We start from the raw sequence: 13,927 nt of genomic DNA on the forward strand, positions 1-13,927 counted from the left end.
GGGGAGCAGTGGGCGGCACGGTGCGGGGCGGCCGAAGCAGCCGGGAGAAGGCCCCCGGACACCGCAGCGAGCGTCGCCACCCCCGCCGCGCCAGCAAGAAAGTCACGACGGTTCACGGTATGCATGCGACTTTCCTACCACCTTCCGGCCGATTCGGACAGGTCTCGCGAGGGCGCCCCGTGGCGGTCGAGCTGGCCGCCGGTGAACCATCCGGGGCGCCACACCGTTTCCTCAGTGCCTGCTGCAGGTGGCGCAGGCAACCGGTTGCGACCGGAGGAGGCGGTCCCGCCACGAGCGCCGACCAGGGTGAGTTGATGCGCGCGCTGCACGATGAGCACGCCAGCGCGCTGTGGGCGTACTGCGTGCGCCTCACCGGCGACCGCACGCACGCCCAGGACGTCGTCCAGGAGGTGCTGCTGCGCGCGTGGCGCCACCCGGAGGTGCTCGACCAGTCCCAGCGTTCGGCGCGCGCCTGGCTGTTCACCGTCGCCCGGCACCTGGTCGTCGACGAGTGGCGCGCGCAGCGGGCCCACCGCGAGGTGGCGACCGACCAGCTTCCCGAGCCGGATCCGGACGGGGACGGCGACGGCACCGACCGGCTGCTGCAGTCGTGGGTCGTCGCCGAGGCCTTGGACCGCCTGTCCGCCGAGCACCGCGAGGTACTCGTCGAGTGCTACTACCGGGGCCAGTCGGTGGCACAGGCGGCGTTGCACCTCGGCATCCCGCCGGGCACCGTGAAGTCCCGCACGCACTACGCCCTGCGAGCCCTGCGGCTCGCCCTGGAAGAGCTGGGGGAGGTCCGGTGAACGAGCACACCCGTGACGAGTTCGGTGAGTATGCCGGCGCGTACGTGCTCGGTGCCCTCTCACCTCAGGAGCGCCACGACTTCGAGGCACACGTGCGCGAGTGCCCGGACTGCGCCGAGGCGGTCCAGGAGCTGGCCGGGCTGCCCGGGCTGCTGGCCACGGTGCCGCGGGAGGTGGCCGAGGCGCGGCCGGCGGGTCCGGTGCCGGACACGTTGCTGCCCAGGCTGATCGGCGCCGTGCGGGCGCGGGAGCGGCGGCGCCGGTGGCTCACGGCCGCGGCGGCGGCCGCCGTGGCGACCGCGTTGAGCGTCGGCGGCCTCACCCTCACTGGTGCCCCCGGTGACCACGGGGCGAGCACGGCCCAGTCGGGTACCGGAACCGGCAGCCCCTCCGGCCGGGGCGCCGCGCACTCCACCGCGATGACCGTCGTCGGCAGCACGCCGCTGCGCGCGGACCTGGCGATGGAACAGGTCGCCTGGGGCACCCGGCTCGACCTGCGCTGCACCTACCCGGCCACCACGGCCTCGACCGGTGGCGGGCCGGGCTACGGCTCCTCAGGTGGGGCCGCCGGCGGCACCGGTGCGGGGCCGGCATACGAGCTCGTCGTCCGGTCGCGCAGCGGTCAGCTGCAGCGTGTGGCGACCTGGCAGGCGGTACCGGGCAAGACGATCACGGTGACCGGTGCGACGTCCTGGTCGCGTGCGGACATCGCCAGCGTCCAGGTGCGGGCCGCCTCGGGGCACCCGCTGCTCGAGCTCGCCGGCTGAACAACCTGGAGCTGAACAACCCCGATACGTGCGGATGCGGACCTCCCCGTTCGGGAGGTCCGCATCCTGGGCCGGGGCAGGGCCACCCCGGCACGCTCGTCAACCGGCGGGCCGGTGCCGGCGCTCGACGGTGACCCACGGACGCGACGCGCCACGGCGCCCCGACAGCACGGCGATGGCCGCCAGACCGGCGACGACCGCCACCACCTCGGTGACCTCGCCGAGCACCTGCGCGGTGCCGGTCCAGGTCTCGTGCACGCCGAACAGGCCCACGGTCGCGGACACCACGAACGCCGCCAGCGTCGCGACCCCGAAGCCCACCGACGCGAGCAACGGCAGCCAGTGGCGCCACGCAAGCACCGCGAGGCCGATCGCGAAACCGCCGATGACGTTGAGCAGGAACAGCGGCCCGATGACCGGAATCGTCCGGAACCCGGCGAACCACACCTGGAGGTGGACGACGGCCGACGCGATGACGGCGGCGGCGGTCAGAACCCGGAGCGCAAGGGCAAACATGACTGAGGAACGCAGACCGCCCCTCGCCGGTTCACCGCAGGCGCGGTCGACCTGAGGTTGCCCCGTGGCGAGCACCGGCCGGCACCCGGAGGCCGGTTCAGCCGGCGGACTCCGCGAGCCGCGACCGGCCGAACCACGAGCCGGCCACCCCGAAGCAGGCGAGGAGCGAGCCGGCGGCCAGCGCGACCATGACCACCCCCATCGCGAGGCTCTGGCTCATCCCACCGATGCCGAGCCAGACCGGGACCAGGCCGCCGACGAGGAACTGGAACGTGCCGAGGGCGGCCGAGGCGGTGCCGGCCTGGGTGCCGTGCTCGGCGAGGGCGAGTGCCGTGGCGTTCGGGGTGACCAGCCCGAAGGTCGCCACGGAGACGAAGAGGGTCAGCAGGACCGCCCACAGCGGGCCGTGCGGCGCGGCCAGCAGCACGCCGGCGGCGGCGCAGGTCTGGATCGCCACGCCGGTGCGCAGGATCGTCCGCGGACGGATCCGGTCCACGAGCAGGCCGCTGAGCTGCGAACACGCCACGATGCCCAAGCCGTTGGTCCCGAAGACCAGGCTGAACTGCTGGGCGCTGAGGTGGTGCTGGTTCTGGAGCACGAACGGGGAGGCCGAGATGTAAGCGAACATCGTGCCGAAGCTGAACCCCACCGTGAGCAGGTAGCCGGTGAACCGGCGGTCGCGGGCCAGTGACGCGAACGTGCGCAGCGTCCGGGTGATGCTGCCCGGTCGGCGACGCTCGGGCGGGAGCGACTCCGGCAGCCACACGAGGACCCCCACCAGCAGCAGGGCACCGAGCACGGACAGGACGAGGAAGAGCACCCGCCAGGAGGCCACGCGCAAGAGCTGGGCGCCGATCACCGGCGCGAGGATCGGGGCGAGGCCGTTGACCATCATCACCATGGCGAACAGCCGCGCCAGCGCGCGCCCCGAGCGCAGGTCGCGGATCACCGCCCGGGCGACGACGATACCCACCGCACCCGCGAGGCCCTGCGCCACGCGCAGGACGACCAGCGTGGGGACGGTCGGGGCGAGGGCGCACAGGACGGACGCGACGGCATACAGCACGAGGCTGACCAGGAGCGGGCGCCGGCGGCCGAGGGTGTCGCTCAGCGGCCCGGCGAGGGCCTGTCCCAGGCCCAGGCCCACGAGGCAGCCGGTGAGGGTGAGCTGCACCGCGGTGGCGTCCGTGTGCAGCTCGCGGGTGATCTCCGGCAGGGCCGGCAGGTACATGTCGATCGACAGCGGGGCGAAGGCGCTCAGCCCGCCGAGCACCACCAGCGTCGCGAGGCGGCGCGACCGCCGTTCAGGGGTGTGGCTCACCGGGCCGCGGGGCGTCGCGGGTGGCCATGCGCCCGAGTCTAGGTGGCAGCGGCTGACGCGCCCCGTGCGGTTTGGCATGCTGCGGCGTGGGTGGGCTACCCGAGCAGCCCATCCGTGGGAGGACGCGAACGCATGGTGGAGCCGGACGACGAGCGCATCGCGACGATGCACGACGTGGCCCGGCGTGCGGGGGTCTCGCCGGCCACGGTGTCGCGGGTGCTCAGCGGCCGGGGGCCCGGGGCCCGTGCCACCGCCGCGCGGGTGCGCCAGGCTGCCGTCGAGCTCGGCTACCGCCCGCCGCGTCGGTCGGTCGCCCCGATCCTGCAGCACGGGATGCTGGCGGTGGTCCTGCCCGACCTGGTCACCCCCGGCATGCTCGAGCTGTGGCGCGGCTGCGAGACGGCCGCGGCCGAGCGGGGGCTCCAGCTCACGGTGCTGACCACGGCCGGCCGGCGCGATGCGACCTCGCTGCTCAACACGCTGGTGGACCGGGTCGACGGGTTCCTCCTCGCGGACGGGACGCTGCCGGACCCGGCCGCTGCGGCGCTCGCCCGGGTGCGCCCCGTGGCACTGCTCGGCCGGCCGGTCATGCGCGACTGCATCTGCGTCGGCGGCACCGAGATCACCCCGGCGACACGGCGGCTGACCGACCACCTGCTGCAGCACGGCCGGCAGCACCTCACCTTCGTGGGGGATCCGGACGCGACCGCCACGCTCGCCCAGCACTACCGCGGCTTCCGGCTCGCCCACGCGGCCGCCGGGCTGCGGCTGCGCCGGCCGCCGTTGCGGGTGCCGCTGACCGAGCGCGGCGGGATCCAGGTGGCCCAGGAGGTGCTGCACCGGCGGGTCAAGCTCGACGGCATCGTCTGCGCCAGCGACATCACCGCCGTGGCGCTCGTGCGCGCGCTGCAGGCCCGCGGCGCCATCGTGCCCGAGCAGATCGCCGTCGTCGGCATCGGCGACATCCGCACCTCGCGCTACCTCAGCCCGGGACTGACCACCCTGCGGCCCCTCACCGCGCCGATCGGGCGGCTCGCGGTGGCCCGCATCCACGCCCGCGTCCTCGGCCAGCGGCAGCCCGAGGAGCACCTTCCGGCGGAGTTCGAACTGGTCCGACGGGCGTCGTGCGGCTGCCCCGCGCCGCGGGTGGAGGCCCGCGGATGACGGGATGAGGGCCCCGTAGCCTGAGGTCCATGACTGACCACGACAGCCGCGCCGGCGGGTTCTCCACCCGCGCCATCCACGCCGGGCAGGAGCCCGACCCGCGCACCGGGGCGGTGGTCCCGGCGATCTACCAGACGTCGACCTACAAGCAGGACGGCGTCGGCGGCCTGCGGGAGGGCTATGAGTACTCGCGGTCGGCCAACCCGACCCGCACCGCGCTCGAGGAGTGCCTCGCCGCGCTCGAGGGCGGGGCGCGCGGGTTCGCGTTCGCCTCGGGACTGGCCGGGCAGGACACCGTCATCCGGTCGCTGCTGCAGCCCGGGGACCACCTGGTCATCCCCTCCGACGCGTATGGCGGCACCTACCGGTTGGTCGACAAGGTCGCCCGGCCGTGGGGTGTGGAACACACCCCCGTGGCCATCGCCGACCCCGAGGCCGTCCGCGCGGCGATCCGTCCCGGACGCACCAGGATGGTGTGGGTCGAGACACCCACGAACCCGCTGCTCGGCATCGCTGACATCCGGGCCCTGGCCGAGGTCGCGCACGAGGCCGGCGCCCTGCTCGCCGTGGACAACACGTTCGCCTCGCCCTACCTGCAGCAGCCGATCGCGCACGGCGCCGACCTGGTCACCCACTCGACGACCAAGTACTGCGGCGGGCACAGCGACGTCGTGGGCGGAGCAGTCGTCGTGGCCCCCGACGTCGCGGTCGAGGGTTTTGCGGACGCCGCCGATCGGCTTGCGTTCCACCAGAACTCGATGGGCGCGGTGGCCGGGCCGTTCGACTCCTGGCTGGTGCTGCGCGGCCTGAAGACCCTGGCCGTCCGGATGGAGCGGCACTGCGACAACGCCGAGAAGGTGGTGGAGTTCCTGCAGGGCCACCCCGCCGTCACGGCCGTGCACTACCCGGGCCTGTCGGACCACCCCGGGCACGAGGTCGCCGCCCGGCAGATGCGGCGCTTCGGCGGGATGGTGAGCTTCCAGGTCGGAGCCGGCGAGGAGGCGGCGGTCAAGACCTGCGGCGCCACCCAGGTCTGGACCCTCGGGGAGTCCCTCGGCGGGGTGGAGTCGCTCATCGAGCACCCGGCCCGGATGACCCACGCCAGCGTGCGGGGCACCGAACTGGAGGTCCCGGCCGACCTGATCCGTCTGTCGGTCGGCATCGAGGACGCCGACGACCTGGTCGACGACCTCGACCGGGCTCTGTCCACCGCGTCGGCCTGACCGGGCGCCGCGCGGTCCCGGCCACTAGCGTGACCTCATGGCCGGGACCGCGCTGCCAGTGACCCAGGACGACGTCGTCGCGGCGCGCGCGGCGCTGGAGGGCGTCGTGAGCCCCACGCCGATGCAGTCCAGCCGGGCACTGAGCGATCGGGTCGGCGCCCCCACCTTCCTCAAGTGCGAAAACCTCCAGCGGGCAGGCTCGTTCAAGATCCGGGGCGCCTACACCCGCATGTCCCGGCTCAGTGATGAGGAGAAGGCCCGCGGCGTCGTCTGCGCCAGCGCGGGCAACCACGCGCAGGGAGTGGCGCTCGCGGCCCGGCTGCTCGGACTCAAGGCGACGGTGGTCATGCCGCACGGAGCGCCGATGCCCAAGCTGCTCGCCACCAAGGGCTACGGCGCCACCGTCGAGCAGCTCGGGCAGACGATCGACGAGGGGCTCGAGCGCGCCCGCCAGATCGAGGAGGAGACGGGGGCGGTCCTGATCCACCCGTTCGACCACCCCGACATCGTCGCGGGGCAGGGCACCTGTGGGCTCGAGATCCTCGAGCAGGTCCCCGACGTGTCCACCATCGTGGTGAGTACCGGCGGGGGAGGCCTGATCGCGGGGATCGCCACGGTGGTCAAGGCGCGGCGCCCGGACGTGCAGGTCATCGGGGTGCAGGCCGAGCAGGCCGCCGCCTGGCCGCGGTCGCTCGACGCCGGTCACCCGGTCCCGGCCGAGCGGATGCAGACCATGGCCGACGGCATCGCGGTCGGGCTGCCCGGGCAGGTGCCCTACGCGATCGTCAGCGAGCTCGTCGACGCGGTGGAGACCGTGGGGGAGGAGACGCTCTCGCGTGCCCTGCTCTTCCTGCTCGAGCGGGCCAAGCTCGTCGTCGAGCCGGCCGGCGCGGCGGCCGTCGCCCACCTGCTCGACGCCGGTGAGGGGCGGTATGCCGGCCCCGTCGTGGCGGTGCTCTCCGGCGGCAACATCGACCCGGTCCTGCTGCTGCGGATCATCCGGCACGGACTGGCCGCCGCCGGGCGCTACCTGCAGTTCCGGGTGCGCGTCCCGGACAAGCCGGGTTCCCTCGCGGGGCTGCTCAACACGCTGGCCGAGGCCGACGCGAACGTCCTGGAGGTCGGGCACATCCGCACCGGTGCCCGGCTGCGCGTGGATGAAGTGGAGATCGGCATCGAGGTCGAGACCCGGGGGCCGGACCACTGTGCCCAGCTGACCCGGACGCTGGAGGGCCGGGGCTACCACCTGTTGCTGGAGTGACCCGTTGCTGCAGTGACCTGTCGACGGGAGTGACGCGCCCCCGCGAGGGCGCGTCACTCCCGCAACTCCGGTCGAACTGCCCGGTTCGAGCTACGCGGTGCGCACCGTGCCGAGCGGCGGTGCGACGGTGCTCACGGCGGTCTGTGCGCGGCGGGCGTGCAGCAGGCCGAGCCCGGCGAGCAGGAGCACCAGCACCCCGCCGACGTACGCGCCGACGGCGGCGTAACCCGCGATGGTGCCGATCGTCGCGAACGCGTAGGCGTACAGCAGCAGGCCGCGCAGCGTCTCGCCCATGAACATCGTGTTCTTGAGCTCACTCAGCTTCGCGGTCTGCGCCGAGGTCGGGTCGGCCTTGGCCGCGGCCATCTGCTCGGTCGACACCTGGGCGTAGGACTTGCCGCCGGAGGCCTCCGCGACGTGCGCGGCGATGTAGTAGTCGGCGTAGGCCTTGGCCTGCGGGCCGGTCGTCATCGGCTGGCCGGCGTACTGGCCCAGGTGCTGCCTCATCTCCGGTGTCGTCAGGGCCGGCCCAGCTGGCATCGTGATCTTCTGCGAGGACAGCTGCTGCTGGACCTGGTCGCCGATGAAGTTGTGTGCCCAGGTCAGCATGCCTCCGGCAACCAGCAACACGATGGCCAGCACCAGGCCCATCCACGAGATGAGGCGGTCAATGATCGCTCGCACGGTTCTCACCCTTTCCTGATCCGGTGGGAACGTCCCACCCGGTGTGCGCGGCGGGTTGGCCGCCTCGCCGAGCCCGTCTTCGTGGCCCGGTATGACGGTGACACCGGCCAGTTCGGCCCAGTAGGGGCCAAGGTCCTGTCCTGCCAGATCGCCTTCGGGGCCGGCTCCGATGAGTTGCCCGGGTGCCGCCGGTCAACACCGCCGAACCCGCTCGCCGCTCGGCGGGCGTCCCTGCCGACAAGGGAGAGGGACATGTCAGTGGCTCGTGGGAGGCTGATCGGATGAACGACGCAGTGATCGCTCGGGGGCTGGTGAAGCGCTACAAGGACGTGGTGGCGCTGGACGGCCTGGACCTGTGTGTGCCCGAGGGCTCCGTCCTGGGAGTTCTCGGACCGAACGGTGCCGGTAAGACCACGGCCGTGCGCATCCTGACCACGCTGCTGCGGCCGGACGCGGGCAGTGCTCGCGTGGCTGGTGTCGACGTGCTCGACGATCCGCGGGAGGTGCGCCGCCGCATCGGGGTGAGCGGCCAGTACGCCGCGGTCGACGAGTACCTCACCGGTTTCGAGAACCTCGACATGGTCGGGCGGCTCTACCACCTCGGGCGGCGGGCCAGCCGCGACCGGGCCCGCGAGCTGCTCGCCCAGTTCCACCTGGAGGATGCGGGTGACCGGCCGACCAAGACCTACTCCGGCGGCATGCGCCGGCGGCTCGACCTGGCGGGCGCACTCGTCGCCAAGCCGCCGGTGCTCTTCCTCGACGAACCCACGACGGGTCTCGACCCGCGCAGCCGCACCGACATGTGGGACGTCATCCAGGAGCTGGTTGCCGGCGGCACGTCGCTGCTGCTCACCACGCAGTACCTCGAGGAGGCCGACCGCCTCGCGGACAACATCGTGGTCATCGACCACGGGCGCGTGATCGCCGAGGGGAACGCCGACCAGCTCAAGGCGCAGGTGGGCGGCGAGCGCATCGAGGTGACCGTGGCCGTGGGCGACGAGCTCGGGCGGGCTCGCAGCCTGCTCGAGCCGCTCGGGGTGGGGCCGTGCGTCCTCGAGGAGTCGCGCCGCTCGCTGGTGCTGCCGGTCAGTGGTGGGGCACGGGTGCTCACCGAGGCGCTGCGGCGACTCGACGAGGCCGGCATCGACCTCGACGACGTCGGCCTGCGCCGGCCCACGCTGGATGACGTGTTCCTGTCCCTGACCGGCCACGTGGCCGAGTCGGCCCGCGCAGACCCGGAGGACGCCCAGGGGAAGCCACCGCGTGAGCGAGCGGAGGAGATGGTCCGATGAGCCTGCCCACCGTGCTCGGCGACAGCGCCGTCGTCGCCAAGCGGAACCTCATCAAGATCAAGCGCGTGCCCGACCTGCTGGTGTTCACGACCATCCAGCCGATCATGTTCGTGCTGCTGTTCGCCTACGTGTTCGGCGGCGCCATCGACCCCACGGGTGGCGGCGCGGCCTACCGCGAGTTCCTCATCGCAGGGATCTTCGCGCAGACCGTGGTCTTCGGTGCGACCATCACCGGCGCCGGCCTGGCCGACGACGTGAAGAAGGGCATCATCGACCGGTTCCGGTCCCTGCCGATGTCACCGTCGGCGGTGCTCGCGGGGCGGACCCTGTCCGACGTGGCCAACAACCTCATCGTGCTGGTCGTGATGGGACTGACGGGTCTCGTCGTCGGCTGGCGGGTGCGCACCTCGCCGCTCGAGGCGGTCCTGGGCTTCCTACTGCTGCTGCTGTTCGCCTACGCCCTGTCCTGGGTGATGGCGTGGCTGGGGATGCTCGTGCCGACCGTGGAGGTGCTCAACAACGCGGCGTTCGTCGTGATCTTCCCGCTCACCTTCGTCGCGAACACCTTCGTGCCGCTGCAGGCGCTGCCGGGGCCGCTGCGGGTGTTCGCCGAGTGGAACCCCATCTCGGCGGTGACGCAAGCGGCCCGGAACCTCTTCGGCAACCCGAACCCGGACCCCCGGGCGGTGGACCCGACGGCGTGGTCGTTGGTGCACCCGGCGCTCTACACCCTGCTCTGGGCCCTGGTGATCATGGCGATCTTCATCCCGCTCGCCAACGCGCAGTACCGCCGTTCCACCAGCCGGTAGGCGGATGTGAGGGGGCCCGGGCGACCAGGGTGGTCGCCCGGGCCCCGTCTCGTCCCGTGATGGCCGGACGTCAGCTCTTGTACGGCGTGGCGCTGAGGATCTTGACGGTGATCGTCTTGCCGTTCGGCGCCTCGTAGGACGCCTCCTCGCCGGCCTTCTTGCCGTTGATCGCGCCACCGAGCGGGGACTGGGAGCTGTAGACCTCCAGCCCCGAACCCGGCTCGAGGATCTCGCGGCTGCCGAGCAGGAAGGTCATCTCCTCGCCGAACATGTCGATCTTCACGACCATCCCGGGCTCGACCACGTCGTCATCGGGCGGGGTCTGCCCGACCTGCGCATTCTCGAGCAACTGGGTGAGCTGGCGGATGCGGGCTTCCATCTTGCCCTGCTCCTCCTTGGCGGCGTGGTAGCCGCCGTTCTCCTTCAGGTCACCCTCGTCGCGGGCCGCTTCGATCCGCTTCGCGATGTCGATGCGGCCCGGGCCGGAGAGCTGCTCCAGCTCTGCCTTCAGCCGGTCGTAGGCGTCCTGCGTCAGGTAGTTCGACGAGGTCGTCGCGGTCTCGCTCACGGTGTACGTCTCCTTGGTTGCGGTCGTCCGGGAGACAGGCCTACCGCACGGCGCGGAACCGAGGTAGGGCCTCCCAAACAAGGAGGTCCGGGCCCCGACCAACCTTCGCGCGGTTGGCTGCGGGTGCCCAGACCCAGGTGGTGACGCCTTAAGGATAACAACTTTCCCCGGCGACGCAGGTGACAAAGCGGTCACGGAGGGCTCAGGAGGACCGCGAGCTCCCGGCATAGTCGCAGGTCTGGACCGTGCCGGTGACGGCCCGCGTGGTGGTGTGCACCTGCACGACCCGCTGCACCGTCGCGTCGCCGGAGGCAGGGATCCGGTCCTGGGTGGTCCCCACCGTGGCGTGGTGGACGTCCTGGGCCTGGATGGTGCAGACGACGGCCCGACCGGGGGCGCGGTGGACCGAGTAGCCGACCTGCACCAGCCGGTCGCTGTCGACGTGGTAGGCGGTGTCCTGCCAGGTGACGTGCCCGAGGCTGGCCGCGAGCCCGAACCAGATGGCGAGCGCCACCCCGGCCGCGATGGCGAGGGTACCGAGCACCCAGGCACGGCGGGAGGGCCCACGGGGGGAGGAGACGGGCACGAAGCGACCTTCCGCGAGTGCGATGATGGGGCGCGTCCATTGTCCTCGATGACAGTCCGATGACGCGCTAGAGGTGTGCAGGTGGTTGATCGACTGCGACTCATGGCGGTGCACGCGCACCCCGACGACGAGTCCAGCAAGGGTGCGGCGACGATGGCGAAGTACGTCGCCGACGGGGTCGACGTCCTCGTCGTGTCCTGCACCGGGGGCGAACGGGGCGACATCCTCAACCCGCGGCTCAAGGACGATCCCGAGATCCTGCGCGACATGCCGCAGGTGCGGCGGGAGGAGATGGCGAGGGCGCAGGCCATCCTCGGGGTGCAGCACACCTGGCTCGGCTTCGTCGACTCCGGCCTGCCGGAGGGGGATCCGCTGCCGGACCTGCCGCCGGGCTGCTTCGGGCTCGAGCCGCTGGACGTCACCGCGGAGGCCCTGGTGCGGGTGGTGCGGGAGTTCCGTCCGCACGTCATGACCACGTATGACGAGAACGGCGGCTACCCGCACCCCGACCACGTCATGTGCCACACGGTGTCCATGGCCGCGTTCCGCGCGGCCGGTGACCGGTCGGCATACCCGACTGCGGGGACACCGTGGCAGCCGCTGAAGATCTACTACAACCAGACCCTGTCCAAGGGGCGCATCCAGTCCTTCCACGACGCCATGGAGGCGGCCGGGCTCGAGTCGCCCTACACGGAGTGGATCAAGCGGTGGGAGGAGCGCGGGGAGCGCACCATCACCACGAAGGTCCACTGCGCGGAGTACTTCCCCCAGCGGGACCGGGCGCTGCTCGCGCACGCCACCCAGGTGGATCCCGAGGGCACCTGGTTCCGGGTGCCGCTGGAGATGCAGCAGCAGGTGTGGCCGACCGAGGACTACGAGGCGGCCCTGTCCTACGTGCCGGTCGTGCCGGTCGAGGACGACCTGTTCGCCGGGCTGGGCTCCGTGGAGGAGGCCGATGCGCTGGCGGTCAAGGAGGGGCTGGAGCTCGCCTACGACGGGACGCGCCCGAGCGCGCTCCCGGGAGGACCACGGCAATGACCATCGCGGCGTTCATCCTGAACAACGGACCGAGCATCCCCCAGGGCGAGGACGAGAGCGTCACCGCCGGTGTCGGCGGGTTCATCGTTCTGTTCCTGCTCGGACTGGCCCTCTACCTGCTCATGCGCAACATGAACGCTCGGCTGCGTCGGATGCGCTGGCGCGCCGAGCAGGAGGACGCCGAGCCTGCGGAGCAGGAGGACGCCGGTCCCCGCGACGCGATGTCCGAGGGGGACGCCACGCCGCACGGCGCGGCCGCACGGTCACAGGACCGGCGCGACCGCCCGGTAGATCGCCAGTGACGCAGCCACGTAGTGCACCACGTAGCCGGCGACGGTGAACACGTGGAACACCTCGTGGAAGCCGAACCAACGCGGTGAGGGATCGGGCCGGCGGGTGCCGTAGACCACCGCGCCGAGCGTGTAGAGCAGGCCGCCCGCGGCGATGAGGCTCACCACGGCGACGCCGCCGCGGTGCAGGAACGGCCCGAAGTAGAAGACGGCCACCCAGCCGAGCGCCACGTAGACCGGCGTGTAGAGCCACCGCGGTGCCCCCACCCAGCAGACGCGGAACAGCACGCCGGCGACGGCGCCGCCCCAGACGATCGCCAGCAGGGTGCGGGCGGAGTGCCCGCGCAGCAGGAGCAGCGCGAACGGCGTGTAGGTCCCGGCGATGATGAGGAAGATGTTGGCGTGGTCCAGCCGCTTCAGCAGGGCGTGGACCCGTGGCGTCCACCGACCGCGGTGGTAGACCGCGGAGGTGCCGAACAGCAGGGCGGCCGTGGCCGCGAACACCGTGGCGCCGAGCCGGGCCTTGTCGGTGGGTGCGAGGGCGACCAGGACGATGCCTGCGGCACACGCCAGCGGGAAGACGCCGGCGTGGATCCAGCCGCGCAACAGCGGCTTGGGGAGCTGGGGTGCCATGGGGAAACCCTAACCTACGCCCCCGTAGGTTACGCCACCGTAGGCTTGTCGTGACCGGTTCGGCGCGTCGGGGAGGAGTACCGTGGCAACCGCGAAGGATCCCGCCAGGTGAGGAGTCCCAGGGAGATGCGAGGGGTGCGCAACCTGCTCTATGCCGCCTATGAGCGGCGGCTGGCGGCTCGCCTACCCCAAGCTCGTCTCCCGCGGCATGTCGGCGTCATGCTCGACGGCAACCGCCGCTGGGCTCGCGCTCGCGGAGCCGACACGCGCTCGGGCCACCAGGCCGGCGCCGACAACATCTCCCCGCTGCTCGGCTGGTGTGAGGAGGTCGGCGTCGAGGTGGTCACCCTGTGGCTGCTGTCGACCGACAACCTCAACCGGTCCCCGGCCGAGCTCACCCCGCTGCTGGAGATCATCGAGACGACCGTCGAGGGGCTCGCCGAGGCACGGCGCTGGCGGCTCAACCCGGTCGGCGCCCTGGACCTGCTGCCGGCCCGCACGGCCGAGCGGCTCAAGGAGGCGGCCGACGCGACCGCCGACGTGGACGGGATCTGGGTCAACATCGCGGTCGGCTACGGCGGTCGGCGCGAGATCGCCGACGCGGTGCGCTCGATGCTGCTGGAGCACGCCTCCCGCGGGATCTCGATCGAGGAGCTGGCCGAGATCCTCGACGTGGAGCACATCGCCGAGCACCTCTACACCAAGGGTCAGCCGGATCCCGACCTCGTCATCCGCACCTCGGGGGAGCAGCGGCTGGGGGGCTTCCTGCTGTGGCAGAGCACCCACAGCGAGTTCTACTTCTGTGAGGCCTACTGGCCCGACTTCCGGCGGGTCGACTTCCTGCGTGCGCTGCGCGCGTATGCCGAGCGCGAACGTCGCTACGGCGCCTGACCGGCCACACTGCCCGCCCCCGCTTCCCGCCTCGGCTGGCGCTCCCGCGCACCCGGGTGAGCCCGGTTGAGCCCGGTT

The 13,927-nt window shown here is 72.3% G+C and carries 15 protein-coding genes and 1 pseudogene; 10 read left to right on the plus strand and 6 right to left on the minus strand.

The window, feature by feature from the left end:
- Positions 1 to 302: 302 nt before the first annotated feature.
- Positions 303 to 806 (plus strand): annotated as a pseudogene (locus VFL99_RS03645) (sigma-70 family RNA polymerase sigma factor); the annotation flags it as partial.
- Positions 803 to 1,573 carry an anti-sigma factor family protein gene (locus VFL99_RS03650; protein WP_325104970.1) on the plus strand — a complete coding sequence of 257 codons (771 nt, stop codon included), beginning with the start codon at positions 803 to 805 and terminating at the stop codon, positions 1,571 to 1,573. The pseudogene VFL99_RS03645 and the gene VFL99_RS03650, both read left to right, overlap by 4 nt.
- Before the next feature lie 99 nt (positions 1,574 to 1,672).
- On the opposite strand, the gene VFL99_RS03655 is transcribed toward VFL99_RS03650, so the two are convergent.
- Both VFL99_RS03655 and VFL99_RS03660 read right to left on the minus strand, forming a co-directional pair.
- A complete protein-coding gene (locus VFL99_RS03655) occupies positions 1,673 to 2,089 on the minus strand; it encodes a hypothetical protein (RefSeq protein ID WP_325104971.1) in 417 nt (138 codons plus the stop codon).
- 97 nt (positions 2,090 to 2,186) lie between these two features.
- On the minus strand, positions 2,187 to 3,410 hold the full coding sequence (locus tag VFL99_RS03660; RefSeq protein ID WP_325104972.1) for a multidrug effflux MFS transporter: 1,224 nt from the start codon (positions 3,408 to 3,410) through the stop codon (positions 2,187 to 2,189).
- Positions 3,411 to 3,524: 114 nt separating this feature from the next.
- Between VFL99_RS03660 and VFL99_RS03665 the strand changes: the two genes are divergently transcribed.
- The 3 genes from VFL99_RS03665 to ilvA are packed head-to-tail and all read left to right on the plus strand — an operon-like array spanning position 3,525 to position 7,058.
- Positions 3,525 to 4,574 carry a LacI family DNA-binding transcriptional regulator gene (locus tag VFL99_RS03665; RefSeq protein ID WP_325104973.1) on the plus strand — a complete coding sequence of 350 codons (1,050 nt, stop codon included), beginning with the start codon at positions 3,525 to 3,527 and terminating at the stop codon, positions 4,572 to 4,574.
- A gap of 29 nt (positions 4,575 to 4,603) precedes the next feature.
- Entirely contained in the window at positions 4,604 to 5,797 is a 1,194-nt protein-coding gene (locus tag VFL99_RS03670) for a cystathionine gamma-synthase (protein ID WP_325104974.1), read from the plus strand.
- A gap of 37 nt (positions 5,798 to 5,834) precedes the next feature.
- Positions 5,835 to 7,058, plus strand: a complete 1,224-nt coding sequence (gene ilvA, locus VFL99_RS03675; protein WP_325104975.1) for a threonine ammonia-lyase — start codon at positions 5,835 to 5,837, stop codon at positions 7,056 to 7,058.
- 90 nt (positions 7,059 to 7,148) lie between these two features.
- On the opposite strand, the gene VFL99_RS03680 is transcribed toward ilvA, so the two are convergent.
- Positions 7,149 to 7,742, minus strand: coding sequence for a hypothetical protein (locus VFL99_RS03680; protein WP_325104976.1), 594 nt, complete (start codon positions 7,740 to 7,742; stop codon positions 7,149 to 7,151).
- A gap of 281 nt (positions 7,743 to 8,023) precedes the next feature.
- On the opposite strand from VFL99_RS03680, the gene VFL99_RS03685 reads away from it, so the two are divergent.
- Together VFL99_RS03685 and VFL99_RS03690 are read left to right on the plus strand one after the other, a co-directional pair.
- Entirely contained in the window at positions 8,024 to 9,034 is a 1,011-nt protein-coding gene (locus VFL99_RS03685) for an ATP-binding cassette domain-containing protein (RefSeq protein WP_325104977.1), read from the plus strand.
- Positions 9,031 to 9,843 carry an ABC transporter permease gene (locus VFL99_RS03690; RefSeq protein ID WP_325104978.1) on the plus strand — a complete coding sequence of 271 codons (813 nt, stop codon included), beginning with the start codon at positions 9,031 to 9,033 and terminating at the stop codon, positions 9,841 to 9,843. The genes VFL99_RS03685 and VFL99_RS03690 overlap by 4 nt, the downstream gene beginning before the upstream one ends.
- 70 nt (positions 9,844 to 9,913) lie before the next feature.
- On the opposite strand, the gene greA is transcribed toward VFL99_RS03690, so the two are convergent.
- Positions 9,914 to 10,411, minus strand: coding sequence for a transcription elongation factor GreA (gene greA, locus VFL99_RS03695; protein ID WP_325104979.1), 498 nt, complete (start codon positions 10,409 to 10,411; stop codon positions 9,914 to 9,916).
- Between the two features lie 202 nt (positions 10,412 to 10,613).
- A complete protein-coding gene (locus VFL99_RS03700) occupies positions 10,614 to 10,997 on the minus strand; it encodes a DUF4307 domain-containing protein (RefSeq protein WP_325104980.1) in 384 nt (127 codons plus the stop codon).
- Between the two features lie 102 nt (positions 10,998 to 11,099).
- Here VFL99_RS03700 and mca point away from each other — a divergent pair, with 102 nt between their 5' ends.
- Positions 11,100 to 12,035, plus strand: a complete 936-nt coding sequence (mca, locus tag VFL99_RS03705) for a mycothiol conjugate amidase Mca (RefSeq protein WP_462283431.1) — start codon at positions 11,100 to 11,102, stop codon at positions 12,033 to 12,035.
- Positions 12,032 to 12,337 carry a hypothetical protein gene (locus VFL99_RS03710; protein ID WP_325104982.1) on the plus strand — a complete coding sequence of 102 codons (306 nt, stop codon included), beginning with the start codon at positions 12,032 to 12,034 and terminating at the stop codon, positions 12,335 to 12,337. Before mca ends, VFL99_RS03710 begins: the two co-directional genes overlap by 4 nt.
- On the opposite strand, the gene trhA is transcribed toward VFL99_RS03710, so the two are convergent.
- A complete protein-coding gene (gene trhA / locus VFL99_RS03715) occupies positions 12,299 to 12,958 on the minus strand; it encodes a PAQR family membrane homeostasis protein TrhA (protein ID WP_325104983.1) in 660 nt (219 codons plus the stop codon). The genes VFL99_RS03710 and trhA overlap by 39 nt on opposite strands.
- Before the next feature lie 126 nt (positions 12,959 to 13,084).
- On the opposite strand from trhA, the gene VFL99_RS03720 reads away from it, so the two are divergent.
- Positions 13,085 to 13,849, plus strand: a complete 765-nt coding sequence (locus VFL99_RS03720; protein WP_325105005.1) for an isoprenyl transferase — start codon at positions 13,085 to 13,087, stop codon at positions 13,847 to 13,849.
- Positions 13,850 to 13,927 lie beyond the last annotated feature (78 nt).

It is taken from the genome of Segeticoccus sp., from assembly GCF_035708005.1.